Genomic DNA, 17,521 nt, shown 5'->3' on the forward strand with positions numbered 1-17,521 from the left:
TGGTGGGGCAGGGGGCTGACGGGCCGGGCGGTGGCCCGGGATCGGTAGGGTGAGGGCGTGCCGAGCCCGTATCGCTTCGTCTTCGACAATCTGCTCACCAAGGTCGACCCGGAACGGGCGCACCACGGGGCCGCGACGCTGTTCCGGATCCTCGGACGGACCCCGGTGCTCCGGGACGCGGTCCGGGCCACGCTCGGGCGAGCGCCGGTGGCCGGAGCGCCGCAGCTGTTCGGCCGGCCGACCACCGGTCTGCTCGGGCTTGCCGCCGGCTTCGACAAGGACGCGACGATGGCGGCCGGGCTGGACGCCGCCGGGTTCGGGTTCGTGGAGATCGGCACCGTTACCGCGCACCCCCAGCCGGGCAACGACAAGCCGCGCCTGTTCCGGATCCCGGAGCGGAAGGCCCTGGTGAACCGGATGGGCTTCAACAACGCCGGGGCCGCTGCCGCCGCGACCCGGCTGCGCAAGCTCCGCAGGACCCGGCACGGGCGCCGGCTCGTGCTCGGGGCGAACATCGGCAAGTCCAAGATCACTCCGGCCGCCGATGCGGTGGCGGACTACCGCACGTCCGCCCGTGCGCTGGCCCCGTACGTGGACTACCTCGTTGTGAACGTGTCCTCTCCGAACACCCCGGGTCTACGGGACCTGCAGCAGACCGAGGCGCTCCGTCCGATCCTGGTCGCCGTGCTGGAGACTGCCCGGGCGGCTGCGGCGCGTGAGCTGCCCGTGCTGGTCAAGATCGCGCCGGACCTGGCCGACGCCGACGTCGACGCCGTCGCGGACCTGGCCCGGGAGATCGGCCTGGCCGGCGTGGTCGCGGTGAACACCACCATCAAGCACGACCTCGGCGCCGGCGGCATGTCCGGACCGCCGGTGCGCGAACGTGGCATCGAGGTGGTCGCCCGGGTGCGGGCCCGGCTCGCCGAGGACCAGGTGATCATCGGTGTCGGCGGCATCTCCACCCCGGAGGACGCCCGTGCCTACCTGGCCGCGGGGGCGAACGCCCTCCAGGCCTACACGGCGTTCATCTACGGCGGGGCCACCTGGCCGGGGGCGATCAACCGGGCGCTCGGCCAGGGCTGAACCGCCCCGGCAAAGGGCCAAGCCGACGCGGTCGTGCCCGAAGTGAGGCTGCGGTGTGGTTCCGACGTACCGGGTAAGTCGAAACCAGACCGCTCCCACGAATGTGGCCGCCGACCTAGCTGGGGCAGATCTCGCCCGCCGCCGCCACCGCCATGGCCACCTGCGTCTGCACCAGGTAGGTGATGGTGGCGCCCGCGACCTGGTACACGATGGCCAGGGCGGCTGCGGAACTTCCGGCCGGATCGGCCACCACCAACGCCACCTTTGCGGCGAAGAACCGCACGCCACTGCGCGGCCGAACCCCCCTTGCGGTGTGGTTGCGACGTACCCGACACGTCGGAACCACACCATCAGCGCTGAGCGGGGTCCGGTGCGCAGCGCGGACACGGGTGGGCTCGCCGGCCCAGCCGCGATGGTGAAGGATCTCGGGGATCCATCGGGCGGTCCGGCACGGCGGTGAAGGCTAGTCCGTAGCCCGTGGATGGGTTGTTCCTGCGGGAGCTCTGCCGAGGTTTCCCGCGGCCGAGCCCAGCACCGGGGGCGAGCGGGCCTCGGCAACGCAAGCTCCGCCGTCGTAGTCTCGAACCATGACCGCAGAACCGCTGCGCGCGGAGGACGTTGAGCTGTTCGAGGACTTCCGGGGTCGCCTGGAGGCGATCGCGTACCGGATGCTCGGATCGGCCAGCGAGGCCGAGGACGCCGTCCAGGAGACGTTCCTGCGGTGGCAGGGCGCCGATCGTTCGGGGATCCGGGTGCCGCGGGCCTGGCTGACCCGGGTGCTCACCAACCTGTGCCTGACGATGCTGACGTCCGCCCGGGCCCGGCGCGAGGTCTACGTGGGGGAGTGGCTCCCGGAGCCGGTCCTGGACGGGGACCCGATGCTCGGTCCGGCCGAGACCGCGGAGCAGCGTGAGTCCGTCTCGACGGCGATGCTCACCCTGCTCGAGCGGCTCACCCCGAACGAGCGCGCCGTGTACGTGCTCAGGGAGGCGTTCGGCTACCCGCACGCCGAGATCGGCGAGATCCTCGACATCTCCGAGGCGTCCAGTCAACAGGTGCTGCACCGAGCCAAGGCGCACCTGGACGTGCCCAAGCCCCGCACCGCCGTCGACCGGGTCGCCGCACGGGAGGTGGTCGAGGAGTTCCTGACCGCCGCTGCCAGCGGCCGCACCGAGCCCTTGGTGCGGCTGCTCACGGCGGACGTGCTGGGCGCGGGCGACGGCGGCGGGCGGATCCCGGCGCGGCGCAAGGCATTCTCCGGTGCCGCCACGGTGGCGAAGTTCCTGCGCGGGCTGTTCCGACCGACGGAGGCGAAGTTCGCCATCTTCGGCGGCGTACCCGAGTTCTACCCAGCCGTGGTCAACGGCAGCCCCGCGGCCATGGTCGTCGTGGCGGACCGGGTCGTCGGGGTGATGATCCTGGAGCTGACCGACGACGGTGTCGACGCGGTGCTGAGCCAGGTGAACCCGGACAAGCTCGGCCGGGCGGCCCGGTGGTGGGCGCAGACCGAGCACGGGGAGCCCATCGACGTCGGACTGTGAGCCGCGTCACATCGACAGGTTGTCAGGGATCACTGGCGCACCCGGTTCAGGAGGGACATCCCATCCGAAGGAGTTGAGTGACCCATGAAGCCGATGAAGCACAAGATCGTGATCCTCGGTGCCGGTTATGCCGGTGCCTCCGTGACCGGACGCCTGGTCCGCCGCCTGCACGCCGACGACGTCGAGATCACCCTGGTCAACGCTGAGAGTGACTTCGTCGAGCGGGTCCGGATGCACCAGCTCGCGACGGGTGCGGACCTGCCGCTGCTTCCGCTGCGCGATGCGTACGCCGGCACCGGTGTCCGGGTGCGCGTGGGCAGGGTGGAGTCCGTGGATGTCGAGGCGAGGACGGTCTCGTTGACCGCGGACGACGGCGAGCACCTGCTCGGCTACGACACGCTCGTCTACGCTCTCGGCAGCACCCAGAACGACGGCGGTGTGCCCGGTGTGGCCGAGCACGCCCATGAGATCGCGAGCAGGCCGGGCGCGCTGCGGCTGCGTGAGCGCCTCGCCGCGCTCGGACCCGGTGGCCGCGTGGTGGTGGTCGGCGGCGGGCTGACCGGGATCGAGGCCGTCACCGAGATCGCGGAGTCCCGGCCGGACCTGCAGGTGACGCTGACCGCCCGCGGCCGGCTCGGCGACTGGCTCTCACCCGCGGGCCGGCGGCACCTGCGCCGGGTCGTCGACCGGCTCGGCGTCACCGTCCACGAGGGCGCCGACGTGTCCGGCGTCGGCGAGGCCGGCGTCGTGACCACCGACGCCGTCGCGATCGGCGCCGACGTCACCGTCTGGACTGGCGGGTTCACCACCCACCCGATCGCGGCGGCATCGGCGCTGACCGTCACCGACCATGGGCGGATCGTCGTGGACGACGCGATGCGCTCGGTCTCCCACACCGACGTCTACGCCGTCGGCGACGCCGGGCAGGCCCGCGGACCCAAGGACAACCTGCTGCGGATGTCCTGCGCGTCCGGCATCCCGATGGCCTGGCGGGCAGCGGACTCGATCGTGGCGGAGCTGACCGGGGCCTGGGCGCCACGGATCACGCTGTCCTACGTGCAGCAATGCATCAGCCTCGGTCGGCGCGACGGCCTGATCCAGCTGGTCACCTCCGACGACCGGGCCCGATCCTTCGCCCTGACCGGACGGTTCGCCGCCCGGTACAAGGAGATGATCTGCTGGGGCGCCGGACTGGTCGGGCGCGGTGTACCACTGCCCTACCCGGCGCGACGGCGCCGCCTGAGCCAGGCGACGCCGTCGACGGTGCTTTCGGCTCGCGGTGAGCCGGTTGTGGCTCAGACCAGCCGGGACTTCGGCGAGACGCTGTAGGTCTTCTCGGAGTCGCGGACCACGGTGTCGCCGAGGACGTCGTCGATGCGGGTCAGCACCCCCTGATCCAGGGTGACCCCGGAGGCGGCGACGTTCTCGGCCACCTGCTCCGGCCGGGACGCCCCGATCAGGGCGGCCGCGACGTTGTCGTTCTGCAGCACCCACGCCACCGCGAGCTGGGCCATGGTCAGGCTCAGCTCCTCGGCGATCGGGCGCAGGTCCTGCACCCGGCGGAGCAGCTCCTCGCGACCGAGCATCCCGGAGATCATCTGCGCGCCGCCCTTGTCGTCGGCGGCCCGCGAGCCCTCCGGCGCGGGGGAGCCCGGCAGGTACTTGCCGGTGAGGATGCCCTGGGCAACCGGGGACCAGACGATCTGAGAGATGCCGAGCTCGGCGCAGGTGGGCACCACCTTCTCCTCGATGACCCGCCACACCATCGAGTACTGCGGCTGGGAGGAGATCAGCTGGACGCCGAGGTCCTTCGCGAGGGAGTGCCCGGCGCGCAGCTGTTCCGCGGTCCACTCGCTGACGCCGATGTAGAGCGCCTTGCCGGAGCGGACCACGTCGGCGAACGCCTGCATGGTCTCCTCGAGCGGCGTCTCGTAGTCGTAGCGGTGCGCCTGGTACAGGTCCACGTAGTCGGTGCGCAGCCGGCGCAGGGAGCCGTTGATCGACTCCATGATGTGCTTGCGGGACAGGCCGGTGTCGTTCGGGCCCTTCGGGCCGGTCGGGAAGTAGACCTTCGTGAAGATCTCCAGGGACTCCCGGCGCTGCCCGGCGAGGGCGTCCCCGAGCACCTCCTCGGCCTTGAGGTTGGCGTAGGTGTCCGCCGTGTCGAACGTGGTGATGCCCGCATCCAGGGCGGCGTTCACGCACGCCGTTGCGGCGTCGTTCTCGACCTGGGAGCCGTGGGTGAGCCAGTTGCCGTAGGTGATCTCGCTGATCTTCAGGCCGGAGTTACCGAGGTATCGAAATTGCATCCCCCGATCCTACGGGTGGCTCAGCGGGGGTACTCGCCGCGCTTGACCTGCGGCTTCGGCATGCGCGTGCGGCGCAACTGGAAGGCGCGCATGACCGTGTACATCATGGTCCGCTTGGCGCGGTCCTCGCCGAACTTCTCGCGCAGCTGGCGGCGCACCCGGAACGCGGCGATCAGGGCGTCGACCAGTGCGATCGCGACGATCGCGTACAGCGCGAGGATCGCGGTGACGCCGATCGCGGCCCAGCTCGCGTTGAACGTGGAGATCAGCAGAATGACCACGATCGCGCCGGACAGCGGCAGGAACAACTCGCCGAGGCTGAACCGGGCGTCGATGTAGTCGCGCACGTACCGGCGCACCGGGCCGCGGTGCTGGGCGGGGAGGTCCTCCTCCTTGCCCGTGATCATCGCCTCGTTCATCCGCGCGCGGGCGGCGTTCATCTTCTCGCGCTCGGCCCGGCGGGCGGCGCCGCGGTCCGTCGGCACGAGGGGACGCTTGTTGGCGGCCTCAGCGACCTTCCGTCTGGGCGTGGGCCGTCCCTTGCCGGATGGAGGCGCCTCGATCTCCTCAACGATGGGGGCTTCCTCGTCCTTCTTGCGTCCGAACACGATCATGAGTTTAGTCGAGGCGGACCGGTGCCACTGCCGACGTCGTCACGGCCCGGGATCGAAGGTGAGGGTCCCGCGTACCAGGGCGGCCATCGGTGCCCCCTCGTACCGCTCGACGACGGCCAGGGCCAGGTCGATCCCATGCATGCCACCGGTGGAGGTGAGCAGGTCGCCGTCGTCCAGGGTGGTCGCGCCGACGTCCAGCAGCGCGCTCGGCTCGAGGCCGAGCAGCGTCCGCCGGGAGTCCGGGTGCACGGCGACCGCCCGGCCGGCCAACAGCCCCGCGGCCGCGAGCGCGAGGCTCCCGCTGCCGACGCCGACCAGAAGGGCCGTGTCCGCCCGGGTTCGCCGCAGCCAGGCCAGGTGCTCGCGGTCGCGGGTGAGGCGACGCACACCCGGTCCGCCGGGGTGGATCAGCACGTGCATGGTGCCGGCGTCGTCGGTATCCCCGGCCGGGACCAGATGCAGCCCGGTCGAGGACCGCACCGGCAGCCCGTCGCGGGAGAACAGGATCACGTCGGGACGGAGCGTGCTGCGCGCACCCCAGGTGCTGAGCACCCGGTGCGGGCCGACCACGTCCAGCTCGTCCACGCCGTCGAAGACCAGGATGCCCACCCGGATCGGTGAGGCCGTCGTCACAGGCCCGATGATCCCACCAACCGCGCCCGGCGCCCAGTGGGCAGGATGGGCACCCGCACCTGGGAGACTGGCCGGGTGCGCGTCGTGATCGCCCCCGACCATCTCGGTGGCCCGTTGAGTTCTCCGGTGGCCACTGCCGCCCTCGCCCACGGCTGGACCGAGCGGGGGCACGAGGTGGTAGCCGTGCCGATGAGCGACGGCGGGGCGGGCCTGGTCGAGGCCGTGCACGCCGCCCGGGGCGGGGACCTGGTGGCCCTCACCCTGCCCGGCGCGAGCGGAGGCGCGGACCGTCCCGCGACGGTGCTGCACGTGCCCGGCCGCAGCGGCGGCACTGCCTACGCCGAGGCCTCCGTGGCCCTCGACGGCGTGGGCACCGCCGCGGACCCGCTCACCCTCGCGCGCAGCGGCTCGAGCGCCGCAGCCGCGGACCTGCTCGTGGGTGCGTTGGGCACCGGGGCACGCCGGGTGGTGCTGGGCGTGGGTGCCGTCGCGGTGCACGACGGCGGAGCGGGCTTCCTGAGTCGGCTCGCCGATCTGGTGGGGGAGTCGGGCGAAGCGGCGACCACCCAAGGCAGCGCCCTCGGGGCGCGGCTGCCCGCGCTGCGCCGCGCCCTGGCCGGTACCGAGATCGTCGTGGCCGCGGCCACCGACATCCCGCTCCTCGGCCTGCACGGCGCCGGGGCCTCCCTGAGTGAACGACCCGGCATCGACGCGGCCGACGCCCAGGAGATCGAACGAGGCGTGGCCGCGTTCGCCGCAGACCTCGAGGAGGCTGCGGCCCGTGCCCCCGAGGGCGCGGCCACGCCGGGCCCCGGCGGCACCGGCGCCGGGAATGACCTGCTCGCCGGCGCGCCGGCCCATGCCAGCCATCGGCATGCGGAGCGGCCGGCGCCGGCGCGCCGGGCCACGTATTCCGGGGCAGGTGGCGGCCTCGCGTTCGCCCTGGCCCTGCTCGGGGCGCGAGTCCTCGCCGGATCGGACGTGGTGGCGACCGAGGTCGGCCTCGACGACCGGATCGCCGACGCGGACCTCGTCGTGACCGGCACGGCCGTCCTCGACGGTGACGCCCTCCACGAGGGGGTGCCGGCAGCCGTCGGCAGCCGTGCCATGACGCACGGCCTGCCCGTGGTGGCGATCGCCCACGAGGTGCACGTGAACCGGCGCGAGCTCGCCCGGGTCGGCATCAGCGCCGCCTACCCCGTTCTCGACACGCCGCTGTCGCCGTCGGGCGGGACCGAGGCCGGCAGGACCGACGCACTGTCCGCGCTGCGGGCGCGCGGGGACCGGGTGGCCCGCTCCTGGGGTAGGTGACGTACTCTGGTCTGGACGCCATGAGCGGACGCGGGAACAACTTCGCCCGATCGGTGCGTTACCACTGAGGAGAATGCCGGCGACCGTGTCCGGCGGGCACACCACATCGGAGATGACGATGACCGAGACCACCACCGAGACCCTCGAGCACGAGGTCGCCCTGACCGACTTCGCCGCGTCAAAGGTGAAGTCGCTGCTGTCCCAGGAGGACCGCGACGACCTGCGCCTGCGCGTGGCCGTGCAGCCCGGCGGCTGTTCCGGCCTGATCTACCAGCTCTACTTCGACGACCGCTACCTCGACGGCGACGCCGTCCGGGACTTCGAGGGGGTCGAGGTCATCGTCGACAAGATGAGCGTGCCCTACCTCTCCGGCGCCACCATCGACTTCGCGGACACGATCGAGAAGCAGGGCTTCACGATCGACAACCCGAACGCCGGCGGCTCCTGCGCATGCGGCGACTCGTTCCACTGAGCCGCCCCCAGAGCTAACGGCTGCGCCCCTCGTCCGCAGCGGACGAGGGGCGCAGCCGTGTGCTGTCCCGACCCGACCAACAACGAATCGAGCCCACCCACGTGAGTCTGTCCCGCCGTCGTCCCCTTCCGCTCCTGATCGCCGGTGCCACGGCGGCCGCCCTGCTCCTCGCCGGCTGCTCCGGCGGCGGCGACGACGGCGGTGGCGACCCCACGCCGTCGGCTTCCGAGAGCACCGGGGCCGAGGTCACCGAAGGTAGCGAGGGCATGCCGCAGGCCTCGGGTCAGTTCGGGGAGTCGCCGACCTTCACGTTCCCCGACAGCGCTCCGCCGGAGGGCCTGCAGGTCGACGTCCTCTCGGAGGGCGACGGACCCGTGGTGGAGCCGAACGCCGTCGTGACCGCGAACTACTACGGCATCGTCTGGGGCTCCGACACGCAGTTCGACGACTCCTACAGCCGCGGCGCCCCGAGCATGTTCGGGCTCACCCAGGTGGTCCAGGGCTGGACCGACGGGATCCCCGGCCATGCCGTGGGCTCCAGGCTGCTGATCAGCATCCCGCCGGACCTGGGCTACGGGCCGCAGGGCGGGAACCCGGACGCGGGCATCGGCGCCGAGGACACCATCGTGTTCGTCATCGACGTGGTCGAGACGTACAACCCGGGCGACGCAGGCCAGCCCGACGCGGCGCCGACGCCGGAGGCGGCCGACGCCCCGGTCGTCATCGACGGCGCACTGGGAGAGCCGGTGACGTTCACGATCGCCGAGGGCGCGGCCGAACCGACCGAGCTGACCGTCATCGTGCTGGCCACGGGCACCGGTGAGCCCGTGGCGAGCCAGCAGAGCGTCGCCGTCGCGTATGCGTTCTCGTACTGGGACGGCAGCGGGACCGGCTCCAGCTGGGGATGGGACGGTGCGGACCCGGAGGGCCCGTTCTCGGCGTTCGCCGGCCAGGGCACGATCGTGGACGCCACCCTGGACGTGCCGGTGGGCTCACGGGTGCTGGTGCTGGCACCGGCGACCGAGCAGGCTCCCGCCAGCGCTGCCGTCATCGACGTGCTCGGCACCGCCTGAGCGACGATCTCGACGCCACGCACCCGGAATCCGACCCCGGGGCGTGGCGTCCGAGCGGGTCCTGACGCACGCACCGGCCCGTTGGGGATAGGGTGGGCGAGGTTGGTGAGAACTTCGTGACGGACACCCTGAAGGTGTCCAAAAAACCTAGTGATCACGCGGCCGAACTTGCAGATCGTTGTGACGTCGGAAGGCTTGAAGATCGTGTCATCGCCCTCTTCTCGACACCCGAAACGCCGCGCTGCGGCGCTCGGCGTGGTCGGGCTCGTTACCGCCGCGGTTCTGGGTGGTTGCTCCGCCGAGCAGGTGGGTCGCGGTTGGATGCCGACGGTCCCCGGTATGACCGAGCACACCGACGACGTCGTCGCGTTGTGGACCGGTTCCTGGATCGCCGCGCTCATCATCGGCGTGCTGGTGTGGGGGCTGCTCATCTGGTGCGTGATCGTCTACCGCAAGCGCAAGGACGACAACCGTCTGCCCGTCCAGCTGCGCTACCACCTGCCGCTGGAACTCCTCTACACCTTCGTTCCGATCGTCATGGTCGGCGTGCTCTTCTACTACACGGCAACCCTGCAGGAGGAGATCACCGACACCTCCGCCGAGGCCGACGTCCACATCGAGGTGTACGGACGGCAGTGGTCCTGGGACTTCAACTACACCGACGCCGACGTGTGGGACTCCGGTGAGCCGGCCCCGCTGGACCTCAGCGACATGGCCGTGACCGAGGAACTGCCCACGCTGTACCTGCCCGTCGACCAGACGGTCGAGTTCACGATCCGCAGCCGCGACGTGGCGCACTCGTTCTGGGTGCCGGCGTTCCTGTACAAGATCGACATGCTGCCCGGCGAGGTGAACACCTTCCAGGTGACGCCGGGCGTCGAGGGCGAGTGGCTCGGCAAGTGCGCCGAGCTGTGCGGCCAGTATCACGGCTACATGCTGTTCAACGTGGCCGTCGTCTCCCAGGCGGAGTTCGACGCGCACATGGCCGAGCTGGAGGAGGCCGGCCAGACCGGCCAGTTGGGGCCGGAGTACGACCGGCAGAACCCGGCGAACCTGACCGGCGCCGACGAAGGAGCTGACCACTGATGGCCACCATCGAGGACACGCCGCAGGCGCACGTCGAGACGGTGCCGGGCCTTCCCCCCGAGCGTCAGAAGCTCGGTCGGACCGTCATCAAGTGGGTCACGTCCACCGACCACAAGACGATCGGGTACCTGTACCTGATCACCTCCTTCATCTTCTTCTGCATCGGCGGCGTGCTCGCGCTGCTGATCCGGGCCGAGCTGTTCGAGCCGGGCGTGCAGATCGTCAGCAGCGCCGAGCAGTACAACCAGCTGTTCACGATGCACGGCACGATCATGTTGCTGCTGTTCGCGACGCCGCTGTTCGTCGGGTTCGGCAACGTCCTGGTGCCGCTGCAGATCGGTGCCCCGGACGTGGCGTTCCCGCGGCTGAACATGTTCGCCTACTGGCTGTTCCTGTTCGGCGGGATCATCGCCTGCGCCGGCTTCCTCACCCCGAAAGGTGCGGCGAGCTTCGGCTGGTTCGCGTACGCGCCGTTGTCGAACGCGACCTATTCCGACGGCCTCGGTGGTGACCTATGGGTCATGGGCCTGGCGATGACCGGGTTCGGCACGATCTTCGGGTCCGTCAACTTCATCACCACGATCCTGTGCATGCGCGCCCCGGGCATGACCATGTTCCGGATGCCCATCTTCACCTGGAACATCCTGCTCACCTCGGTGCTCGCGCTGATGGCGTTCCCGATCCTCGCCGCGGCCCTGTTCGGCCTCGGCGCCGACCGGATCCTCGGCTCCCAGATCTTCGCCGCCGAGAACGGTGGGGCCATGCTCTGGCAACATCTGTTCTGGTTCTTCGGACACCCGGAGGTCTACATCATCGCCCTGCCGTTCTTCGGCATCGTCTCGGAGATCCTGCCGGTGTTCTCCCGCAAGCCGATCTTCGGCTACAAGGGCCTCATCTTCGCCACCATCTCGATCGCCGGCCTGTCCGTGACTGTGTGGGCCCACCACATGTTCTCCACCGGCCAGGTGCTGTTGCCCTTCTTCTCCGTGATGACGATGGCGATCGCGGTACCCACCGGTGTGAAGTTCTTCAACTGGATCGGCACGATGTGGCGCGGGAAACTCACGTTCCAGTCGCCGATGCTGTGGTCCATCGGGTTCCTTGCCACGTTCCTCTTCGGCGGCCTCACCGGCGTGATCCTGGCCAGCCCACCGCTGGACTTCCACGTGACCGACACCTACTTCGTGGTCGCGCACTTCCACTACGTCGTGTTCGGCACCGTGGTGTTCGCGATGTTCGCCGGGTTCTATTTCTGGTGGCCGAAGTTCACCGGCCGGATGCTGGACGACAAGCTCGGCAAGCTCCACTTCTGGCTGTTGTTCGTCGGCTTCCACGGCACCTTCCTGATCCAGCACTGGCTCGGCGTGCTCGGGATGCAGCGCCGGGTCCCGGACTACCTGCCCGAGCCCGACTTCGTGCTGTTCAACCAGATCTCCACGGTCTCCTCGGTACTGCTGGCGCTGTCCACGCTGCCGTTCCTGTGGAACGTCTACAAGACCTGGCGGCACGCGCCGCTGGTCACCGTCGATGACCCGTGGGGCTACGGTGCCTCGCTCGAGTGGGCCACCTCCAGCCCGCCTCCGCGGCACAACTTCACGTCCCTGCCCCGGATCCGGTCCGAGCGTCCCGCCTTCGACCTGCACCACCCGGAGGTCGCCGCGCTCGACCACGCAGAACCGGACAAGGACATCCTCGATCAGATCTACGGCAACGCCGAGATGGCAGGTCACAAGGCCCAGGTCGACGAGAGAGCGGCCCGGCAGCGGCAGGAAGGGACTGACAAGTGAGCAGGGGTCACACGCCCAAGGGGCCGAAGAAGGGTTCCCCGCTCGGGGTGGAGAAGTGGTTCTTCCTCCTCGGCCTGCTCTTCTTCGTGCCGGTCTTCCTGCTGTACGGCCTCTGGTCCCACTGGGAGCCGATCGGTTCGATGGCACTCGGTCTGATCATCGGCATGTGGGGCATGGTCGGTGTCTATCTGTGGCGCGTCGGGTCGCGGATCGACGAGCGGCCCGAGGACGACCCGTATGCCGAGGTCACGGCCGACTCCGACTACGGCGTGTTCTCCCCGTGGAGCTGGTGGCCGCTCGTGCTCGGCCTCGCCGCGGCCCTGGTGTTCCTCGGCGTGGCCGTCGGCTGGTGGCTGACCGGTATCGGCGTGGCGCTGGGCGTCATCGGCCTCGTCGGCCAGGTCCTGGAGTTCAGTCGCGGGCAGCACGCCCACTGAGCGGCGCCTGAGGCCACGTTCGCCGAAGGGTCCGTACCGAGATCGGTACGGACCCTTTCGCATACCACGGAGACCAGGGCGGAGCCGGAGCGGTACACCGCGCTCTCGCGGATGCCCTGGGACGATGAAACGGGCCCACAACCGGATCGCTCCGGTGTGGGCCCGCCGTACGTGCCTGCGCTGATCGTCAGGGGACGATCAGGCCCGCCGTCTGGGTGCGGGCGCGCTCGAAGCGGGCGGCCACGTCCTGCCAGTTGGCGATGTTCCAGAACGCCTTGACGTAGTCCGCCTTGACGTTCAGGTAATCCAGGTAGAACGCGTGCTCCCACATGTCCAGCAGCAGCAGCGGGATGATCCCGACCGGGATGTTGCCCTGCTGGTCGAAGAGCTGGAAGATCGCGAGCCGCTGGCCGATGCTGTCCCAGGCGAGCACGGACCAGCCGGACCCCTGGATCGCATTGGCGTTCGCACCGAACTGCGCCTGGAAGGCCTCGAAGGAACCGAACTGGTCCTTGATGGCCTCGGCGAGTTCGCCCTCGGGCTGCCCACCGCCCTCGGGGGAGAGGTTGTTCCAGAACACGGTGTGGTTGGTGTGGCCCCCGAGGTGGAACGCGAGGTTCTTCTCGTGCAGGTTGACCGCGGCGAAGTCGTTCTTCTCGCGTGCCTCGGCGAGCTTGTCCAGCGCGGCGTTCGCACCGGTCACATAGGCGGCGTGGTGCTTGTCGTGGTGCAGCTCCATGATCTTGCCCGAGATGTGGGGCTCGAGAGCGGCGTAGTCGTACGGCAGGTCAGGAAGCGTGTACTGAGCCATGTGGTCCTCCCGGTCGGTGCGGCGCAGTGATTCCGTGCCGCGGTTTATCACCGCGGCCCCGGTATGGGGCCGCGGGACGTTGTCAGCATCAGACCCGTCAGCGAGCGGCGGGTCTCCTCCACCGTATCCCGAAGGTCAGTGGCTACGCGCTTCGAGTTCGTGGACGTCCCGACCCTCGGACGCGGGCAGTTCGTCGTGTGCGCCGGTGGCGTGCGCGGCGGCCAGTTCGGCCGGGGTGACAGGTTCGACCCGGTCCTCGTAGAAGAAGCGGGAGAGCTTCTGCCGGCGCAGCTCCTTGGCGTGTCCCGGGCGACGGACGCCGTTGGCGTCCTCGGCGGGCTCGATCTCGAGGGGGCGTTCCCGCTGCGGGCCGACCAGCACCCACCGCTCGAACTCGTCCAGCGGCTGGTGCACCTCCGCATACTCGCCGGAGGCGAACCGGACCACGCGGCCGGTCTCGTGGCCGTGCAGGACCAGTTCGCGGTCCTTTCGCTGCAGACCGAAACAGACTCGCTTCGTCACGATGAACGCGACCACCGGGAGGACGAAGAACAGCACCCGGAACGCCCACGTGATCGCATTCAGGGACAGGCTGAAGTGCGTGGCGATGAGGTCGTTCGAACCGGCCCCGAGGAGCACGAAGAACGCGCTGAGCACGGCCACGATGATCGCGGTGCGCGTCGGTGCGTTACGCGGCCGGTCGAGCACGTGGTGCTCGCCGGTGTCCTTGGTGACGAGGTTGTGGATGAACGGGTACGCCCCGAGGATCGTGAACAGCAGGCCGGGCACCACCACGGCCGGGATCAGGACGTTGAGCGACAGTGTGAAGCCGCCGATGACCACCTCCCAGCCGGGCATCAGCCGCAGGGACCCCTCGAGGAAGAGCATGTACCAGTCCGGCTGGGCACCGGCGCCCACCAGGGCGGGGTCGAACGGGCCGTAGTTCCAGACGTTGTTGATGCTCATCGTGGCGCCCATGAGGCCGAGGATGCCGAACACGATGAAGAAGAAGCCGCCGGCCTTGGCCACGTAGATCGGGAACAGCGGGAAGCCGACCACGTTCTTGTCCGTGCGACCGGGGCCCGGGTACTGGGTGTGCTTGTGCCAGAACACCAGGAACAGGTGCACGGCAACGAGCGCGAGGATCAGCCCGGGGATGAACAGGATGTGCAGGGCGTACATGCGGGGGATGACGTCCATGCCCGGGAACTCGCCGCCGAACACCATGAAGCTCAAGTAGGAGCCGATGATCGGAATGGACCGGACCACACCGTCGGTGATCCGCAGGCCGTTGCCGGAGAGCACGTCGTCCGGGAGGGAGTAGCCGGTGAGGCCGGCCAGCAGGCTCGTGATCAGCATCAGGAAGCCGACCAGGTAGTTCAGTTCCCGTGGCTTGCGGAACGCACCCGTGAACAGGATGCGGAGCATGTGGATCACCATGGCGCCGACGAAGATCAGCGCGGACCAGTGGTGCAGCTGGCGCATGAAGAGGCCGCCACGCACATGGAACGAGAGGTTCAGCGTGGACGCGAAGGCCTCGGACATCGGCTGGCCCTGCATGGTGACCGGGAGCGCGTCGTGCGGGTAGTGGATCTCGTTCATGCTCGGCACGAAGAACATCGTGAGGAATGTGCCCGAGATGATCAGCACGATGAAGCTGTACAGCGCGATCTCACCGAGCAGGAACGACCAGTGGTCGGGGAAGAGTTTGCGGCCGAGTCCCTTGAACATCTTGGAGATGCCGAGACGGGTGTCGAGGAAGTCCGCCGTTGCGGCGATCTTCGGGTCCACCTTGGGGCCGGGGGCCAGGTCGGTGGTCATCGTTCACGCTCCCAGAAACTCGGGCCGACGGGTTCGTCGAAGTCACGCTGCGCCACCAGATAGCCGTTCTCGTCGACGTCGATCGGCAACTGGGGCAGTGCCCGCCCCGCGGGTCCGAAGACCACCTTCGCCTCGTCGGTGACATCGAACGTGGACTGGTGGCACGGGCAGAGCAGGTGGTGGGTCTCACGCTCGTACAGCGCCACGGGGCAGCCGACGTGCGTGCAGATCTTCGAGTACGCCACGATGCCGTCGTAGGACCAGCTGGCGCGCTCCTCGGTCTCCTTCAGGTCCTGCGGGTCCACGCGAACCAGGAGGACGACGGCCTTGGCCTTCTCGTCCAGGTAGTCCGGGTGCTCCGGCAGGTTCCACGGCATCACGTGGAAGAGGCTCCCGATGGTCACGTCGGAGGCCTTGATGCGGCGGTTGGTCGGGTCCGTGGCGAGGTAGACGCGGTCCCCGTTGGCGGCGGGCGCCCACGCGGTCCTCTTGAACCTCGAGATGTCCCAGTCGCCACCGAGGTTGCCGATCAGCGGCACCAGGAACGGCAGCGGCGCGAGGGCGAGGGCACCACCCAGCGCGCCCTTGATGAGTGGGCGACGGGCGATGTCGGTGTCCTTGGCGCCCTCGTTGAACATCTCGATCGCCGTGCTCCGCGTCTGCGCGTCTCCGGCGATCTCGTGCCTCTCCTCGACCTTGTCATGGTCGTTCATGAGCGACTTGGCCCAGTGGATCGCGGCGGTCCCGATGCCGAGCATCCCGAGGCCGAGTCCGAGCCCGATGATCAGGGTGGACAGGTGGGTGTTGCCCATGCTGCCGGCTTCTGGGTCCACCGGGATGGCGAAGTAGCCGACGATGGCGGCGATGCTGGCCAGCACGGACACGGTGAACAGGAGGAGGACGAGGCGCTCGGAGCGCTTCGCGGCCTTCGGGTCCTCGTCGCCGAGGCGCGGCCGGTGCGGGGGCAAGCCCGGGTTCGGGAACCTGTCCGGGTGTTCGGTCAGCTCGGTGGAGTGGTCGGACTGCTCGATAGTCATGAGGAGCGCGCTCCGATCCACACTGCGGCCCCGATCAGGAGGCCGAATCCGACGAGGAATGCCCAGACGCCCTCGGAGACGGAGCCGAGTGAGCCGAGGCTGAAGCCACCGGGATTGGGCTCCCGCTGGGCCATCAGGTAGGCGATGATGTTGCGCTTGTCCTCTTCGTTGAGGTTCGCGTTGTTGAACACCGGCATCGACTGCGGGCCGGTGATCATGGCCTCGTAGATCTCGATGGGCGTGCTCTCATCCAGTGCCGGCGCGTACTTGCCGTTGCTGAGGGCGCCACCGGCGCCGACGAAGTTGTGGCACATCGCGCAGTTGGTCCGGAACAGCTGCATGCCCTCCGCCGCGTTGCCCAGCTCGGGGTCGACGACGTCCTCGCCGGGAATGCCGGGGCCGGGGCCGAGGGTGGCGATGTAGGCAGCGATCTGCCGGGCCTGCTCGTCGTTGAACTGCGGCGGCTTCGCGCCGGCCTGCGGGGAGTCCGCGTCCATCGGCATCCGGCCGGTGATGACCTGGAAGTGCACGGACGCCGCACCGACGCCGATCAGCGAGGGCACCGTCTCCGAACCCTCGGCGTCCATACCGTGGCAGGTGGAGCAGTTCGTGATGAACAGCCGGCGACCCTCTTCGATGTCATCGGCGGACGCACTGTTCGCCTGCGCCGAACTCGGGGCGAGAGCGGCGTAGACCGCGCCGGTGAGGAACAACGCCAGGGTCATCAGGATGACCGGCGCCAACCGGTGCCGTCTGCTGGCCGCTAATGCCTTCACTTCGTCAGATCCTTCGCTACGTCAGGTATGGGTGGTTTCGGGGGAGCCGCTACTGCAGGAAGTAGATGGTGAAGAACAGCGCGATCCAGACGGCGTCGACGAAGTGCCAGTAGTAGGAGACGACGATGGCCGTCGTGGCCTCGTGCTCCCCGAACCGCTTCGCGGAGAATGACCGCAGCAGGACGAACAGGAACGCGATGAGCCCGCCGATGACGTGCAGGCCGTGGAAGCCGGTCGTGAGGTAGAAGACCGAGCCGTACGTCGAGTTCTGGAACGTGAGGCCGTGCTGGGCGAGCTCGGCGTACTCGAAGATCTGGCCGGCGACGAAGAACGCGCCCATCAGGTAGGTGAGGATGAACCACTCGTTCATGCCCCACTTCCAGAACGCGAACACGCCCGCGGACCGGCGCGCCTGGAGCCGCTCGGCGGCGATCACACCCATCTGGCAGGTGACCGAACTGAGCACCAGCACCAAGGTGTTGGCGCCGGAGAACAGGAGGTTCAGCTGGCCGGCACCCTCGGCCCACACTTCGGGTCCGGCGACCGAGCGGTGCGTGAAGTACATCGCGAAGAGACCCGCGAAGAACATCAGTTCGCTGGACAGCCAGACGATCGTGCCCACCTGCGCGAGGTTGGGCCGATTCACCGACAGGTGGGGGGTGCTGAGCTCAGTGGTTGCAGACGACACGATGTCATTATGGCGCGAATGGCAACCGCGTGGAGCCTCCGG

The 17,521-nt window shown here is 69.3% G+C and carries 18 protein-coding genes; 9 read left to right on the forward strand and 9 right to left on the reverse strand.

The window, feature by feature from the left end; genetic code table 11:
• Positions 1-57: 57 nt before the first annotated feature.
• The gene (locus HALOF300_RS25120) at positions 58-1,083 is read left to right on the forward strand and encodes a quinone-dependent dihydroorotate dehydrogenase (RefSeq protein WP_156743628.1); all 1,026 of its coding nucleotides are present in this window, start codon (positions 58-60) and stop codon (positions 1,081-1,083) included.
• 115 nt (positions 1,084-1,198) lie between these two features.
• Here the strand turns inward: HALOF300_RS25120 and HALOF300_RS25125 are convergent, their stop codons facing one another.
• Entirely contained in the window at positions 1,199-1,336 is a 138-nt protein-coding gene (locus HALOF300_RS25125; RefSeq protein ID WP_156743629.1) for a hypothetical protein, read from the reverse strand.
• 334 nt (positions 1,337-1,670) lie between these two features.
• Between HALOF300_RS25125 and sigJ the strand changes: the two genes are divergently transcribed.
• Both sigJ and HALOF300_RS25135 read left to right on the forward strand, forming a co-directional pair.
• On the forward strand, positions 1,671-2,624 hold the full coding sequence (sigJ, locus tag HALOF300_RS25130) for an RNA polymerase sigma factor SigJ (RefSeq protein ID WP_156743630.1): 954 nt from the start codon (positions 1,671-1,673) through the stop codon (positions 2,622-2,624).
• Positions 2,625-2,708: 84 nt separating this feature from the next.
• Positions 2,709-3,953: an NAD(P)/FAD-dependent oxidoreductase gene (locus HALOF300_RS25135; protein ID WP_231955762.1), complete on the forward strand. Its 1,245-nt coding sequence runs from the start codon at positions 2,709-2,711 to the stop codon at positions 3,951-3,953.
• On the opposite strand, the gene HALOF300_RS25140 is transcribed toward HALOF300_RS25135, so the two are convergent.
• The 3 genes from HALOF300_RS25140 to HALOF300_RS25150 are packed head-to-tail and all read right to left on the reverse strand — an operon-like array spanning position 3,920 to position 6,180.
• The gene (locus HALOF300_RS25140) at positions 3,920-4,933 is read right to left on the reverse strand and encodes an aldo/keto reductase family protein (protein WP_156743631.1); all 1,014 of its coding nucleotides are present in this window, start codon (positions 4,931-4,933) and stop codon (positions 3,920-3,922) included. The two genes, HALOF300_RS25135 and HALOF300_RS25140, sit on opposite strands and share 34 nt — an antisense overlap.
• A 20-nt stretch (positions 4,934-4,953) precedes the next feature.
• Positions 4,954-5,547, reverse strand: coding sequence for a DUF3043 domain-containing protein (locus HALOF300_RS25145; protein WP_231955763.1), 594 nt, complete (start codon positions 5,545-5,547; stop codon positions 4,954-4,956).
• A gap of 39 nt (positions 5,548-5,586) precedes the next feature.
• Positions 5,587-6,180 carry a DJ-1/PfpI family protein gene (locus HALOF300_RS25150; RefSeq protein ID WP_156743632.1) on the reverse strand — a complete coding sequence of 198 codons (594 nt, stop codon included), beginning with the start codon at positions 6,178-6,180 and terminating at the stop codon, positions 5,587-5,589.
• A 45-nt stretch (positions 6,181-6,225) separates the two neighbouring features.
• Between HALOF300_RS25150 and HALOF300_RS25155 the strand changes: the two genes are divergently transcribed.
• From HALOF300_RS25155 to HALOF300_RS25180, 6 genes are all read left to right on the forward strand, one after another.
• Positions 6,226-7,491: a glycerate kinase gene (locus tag HALOF300_RS25155; RefSeq protein ID WP_156743633.1), complete on the forward strand. Its 1,266-nt coding sequence runs from the start codon at positions 6,226-6,228 to the stop codon at positions 7,489-7,491.
• 118 nt (positions 7,492-7,609) lie between these two features.
• Positions 7,610-7,963 (forward strand): iron-sulfur cluster insertion protein ErpA, encoded by a 354-nt coding sequence (erpA, locus tag HALOF300_RS25160; RefSeq protein ID WP_156743634.1) that lies wholly within the window; start codon positions 7,610-7,612, stop codon positions 7,961-7,963.
• A gap of 101 nt (positions 7,964-8,064) precedes the next feature.
• Complete coding sequence (locus HALOF300_RS27650; RefSeq protein ID WP_156743635.1) at positions 8,065-9,036, forward strand: FKBP-type peptidyl-prolyl cis-trans isomerase; 972 nt, start codon at positions 8,065-8,067, stop codon at positions 9,034-9,036.
• A 255-nt stretch (positions 9,037-9,291) separates the two neighbouring features.
• Positions 9,292-10,122 carry an aa3-type cytochrome oxidase subunit II gene (gene ctaC, locus HALOF300_RS25170; RefSeq protein WP_456299653.1) on the forward strand — a complete coding sequence of 277 codons (831 nt, stop codon included), beginning with the start codon at positions 9,292-9,294 and terminating at the stop codon, positions 10,120-10,122.
• A complete protein-coding gene (ctaD, locus tag HALOF300_RS25175) occupies positions 10,122-11,909 on the forward strand; it encodes an aa3-type cytochrome oxidase subunit I (protein WP_156743637.1) in 1,788 nt (595 codons plus the stop codon). The genes ctaC and ctaD overlap by 1 nt, the downstream gene beginning before the upstream one ends.
• On the forward strand, positions 11,906-12,346 hold the full coding sequence (locus HALOF300_RS25180; RefSeq protein WP_156743638.1) for a cytochrome c oxidase subunit 4: 441 nt from the start codon (positions 11,906-11,908) through the stop codon (positions 12,344-12,346). The genes ctaD and HALOF300_RS25180 overlap by 4 nt, the downstream gene beginning before the upstream one ends.
• A gap of 187 nt (positions 12,347-12,533) precedes the next feature.
• Here the strand turns inward: HALOF300_RS25180 and HALOF300_RS25185 are convergent, their stop codons facing one another.
• The 5 genes from HALOF300_RS25185 to ctaE form a co-directional block, all read right to left on the reverse strand.
• Positions 12,534-13,157, reverse strand: coding sequence for a superoxide dismutase (locus HALOF300_RS25185; protein WP_156743639.1), 624 nt, complete (start codon positions 13,155-13,157; stop codon positions 12,534-12,536).
• Positions 13,158-13,292: 135 nt separating this feature from the next.
• Positions 13,293-14,978 (reverse strand): cytochrome bc1 complex cytochrome b subunit, encoded by a 1,686-nt coding sequence (gene qcrB / locus HALOF300_RS25190; RefSeq protein WP_156743640.1) that lies wholly within the window; start codon positions 14,976-14,978, stop codon positions 13,293-13,295.
• Complete coding sequence (gene qcrA / locus HALOF300_RS25195) at positions 14,975-16,015, reverse strand: cytochrome bc1 complex Rieske iron-sulfur subunit (protein WP_156743641.1); 1,041 nt, start codon at positions 16,013-16,015, stop codon at positions 14,975-14,977. Before qcrA ends, qcrB begins: the two co-directional genes overlap by 4 nt.
• The gene (gene qcrC / locus HALOF300_RS25200) at positions 16,012-16,791 is read right to left on the reverse strand and encodes a cytochrome bc1 complex diheme cytochrome c subunit (protein ID WP_156743642.1); all 780 of its coding nucleotides are present in this window, start codon (positions 16,789-16,791) and stop codon (positions 16,012-16,014) included. Before qcrC ends, qcrA begins: the two co-directional genes overlap by 4 nt.
• Before the next feature lie 49 nt (positions 16,792-16,840).
• The gene (gene ctaE / locus HALOF300_RS25205; RefSeq protein ID WP_231955765.1) at positions 16,841-17,479 is read right to left on the reverse strand and encodes an aa3-type cytochrome oxidase subunit III; all 639 of its coding nucleotides are present in this window, start codon (positions 17,477-17,479) and stop codon (positions 16,841-16,843) included.
• Between the last annotated feature and the right edge of the window lie 42 nt (positions 17,480-17,521).

The sequence above is a fragment of the Occultella aeris genome (assembly GCF_902703175.1).
GTDB classification, from domain to species: domain Bacteria; phylum Actinomycetota; class Actinomycetes; order Actinomycetales; family Beutenbergiaceae; genus Occultella; species Occultella aeris.

Excerpts from the sequence above, each read along its gene's own strand:
- sigJ (WP_156743630.1), top strand. The coding sequence starts at position 1,671 with ATGACCGCAGAACCGCTGCGCGCGGAGGACGTTGAGCTGTTCGAGGAC.
- HALOF300_RS25135 (WP_231955762.1), top strand. The coding sequence starts at position 2,709 with ATGAAGCCGATGAAGCACAAGATCGTGATCCTCGGTGCCGGTTATGCC.
- HALOF300_RS25140 (WP_156743631.1), bottom strand. The coding sequence starts at position 4,933 with ATGCAATTTCGATACCTCGGTAACTCCGGCCTGAAGATCAGCGAGATC.
- HALOF300_RS25145 (WP_231955763.1), bottom strand. The coding sequence starts at position 5,547 with ATGATCGTGTTCGGACGCAAGAAGGACGAGGAAGCCCCCATCGTTGAG.
- HALOF300_RS25155 (WP_156743633.1), top strand. The coding sequence starts at position 6,226 with ATGGGCACCCGCACCTGGGAGACTGGCCGGGTGCGCGTCGTGATCGCC.
- erpA (WP_156743634.1), top strand. The coding sequence starts at position 7,610 with ATGACCGAGACCACCACCGAGACCCTCGAGCACGAGGTCGCCCTGACC.
- ctaD (WP_156743637.1), top strand. The coding sequence starts at position 10,122 with ATGGCCACCATCGAGGACACGCCGCAGGCGCACGTCGAGACGGTGCCG.
- HALOF300_RS25185 (WP_156743639.1), bottom strand. The coding sequence starts at position 13,157 with ATGGCTCAGTACACGCTTCCTGACCTGCCGTACGACTACGCCGCTCTC.
- qcrB (WP_156743640.1), bottom strand. The coding sequence starts at position 14,978 with ATGACCACCGACCTGGCCCCCGGCCCCAAGGTGGACCCGAAGATCGCC.
- qcrA (WP_156743641.1), bottom strand. The coding sequence starts at position 16,015 with ATGACTATCGAGCAGTCCGACCACTCCACCGAGCTGACCGAACACCCG.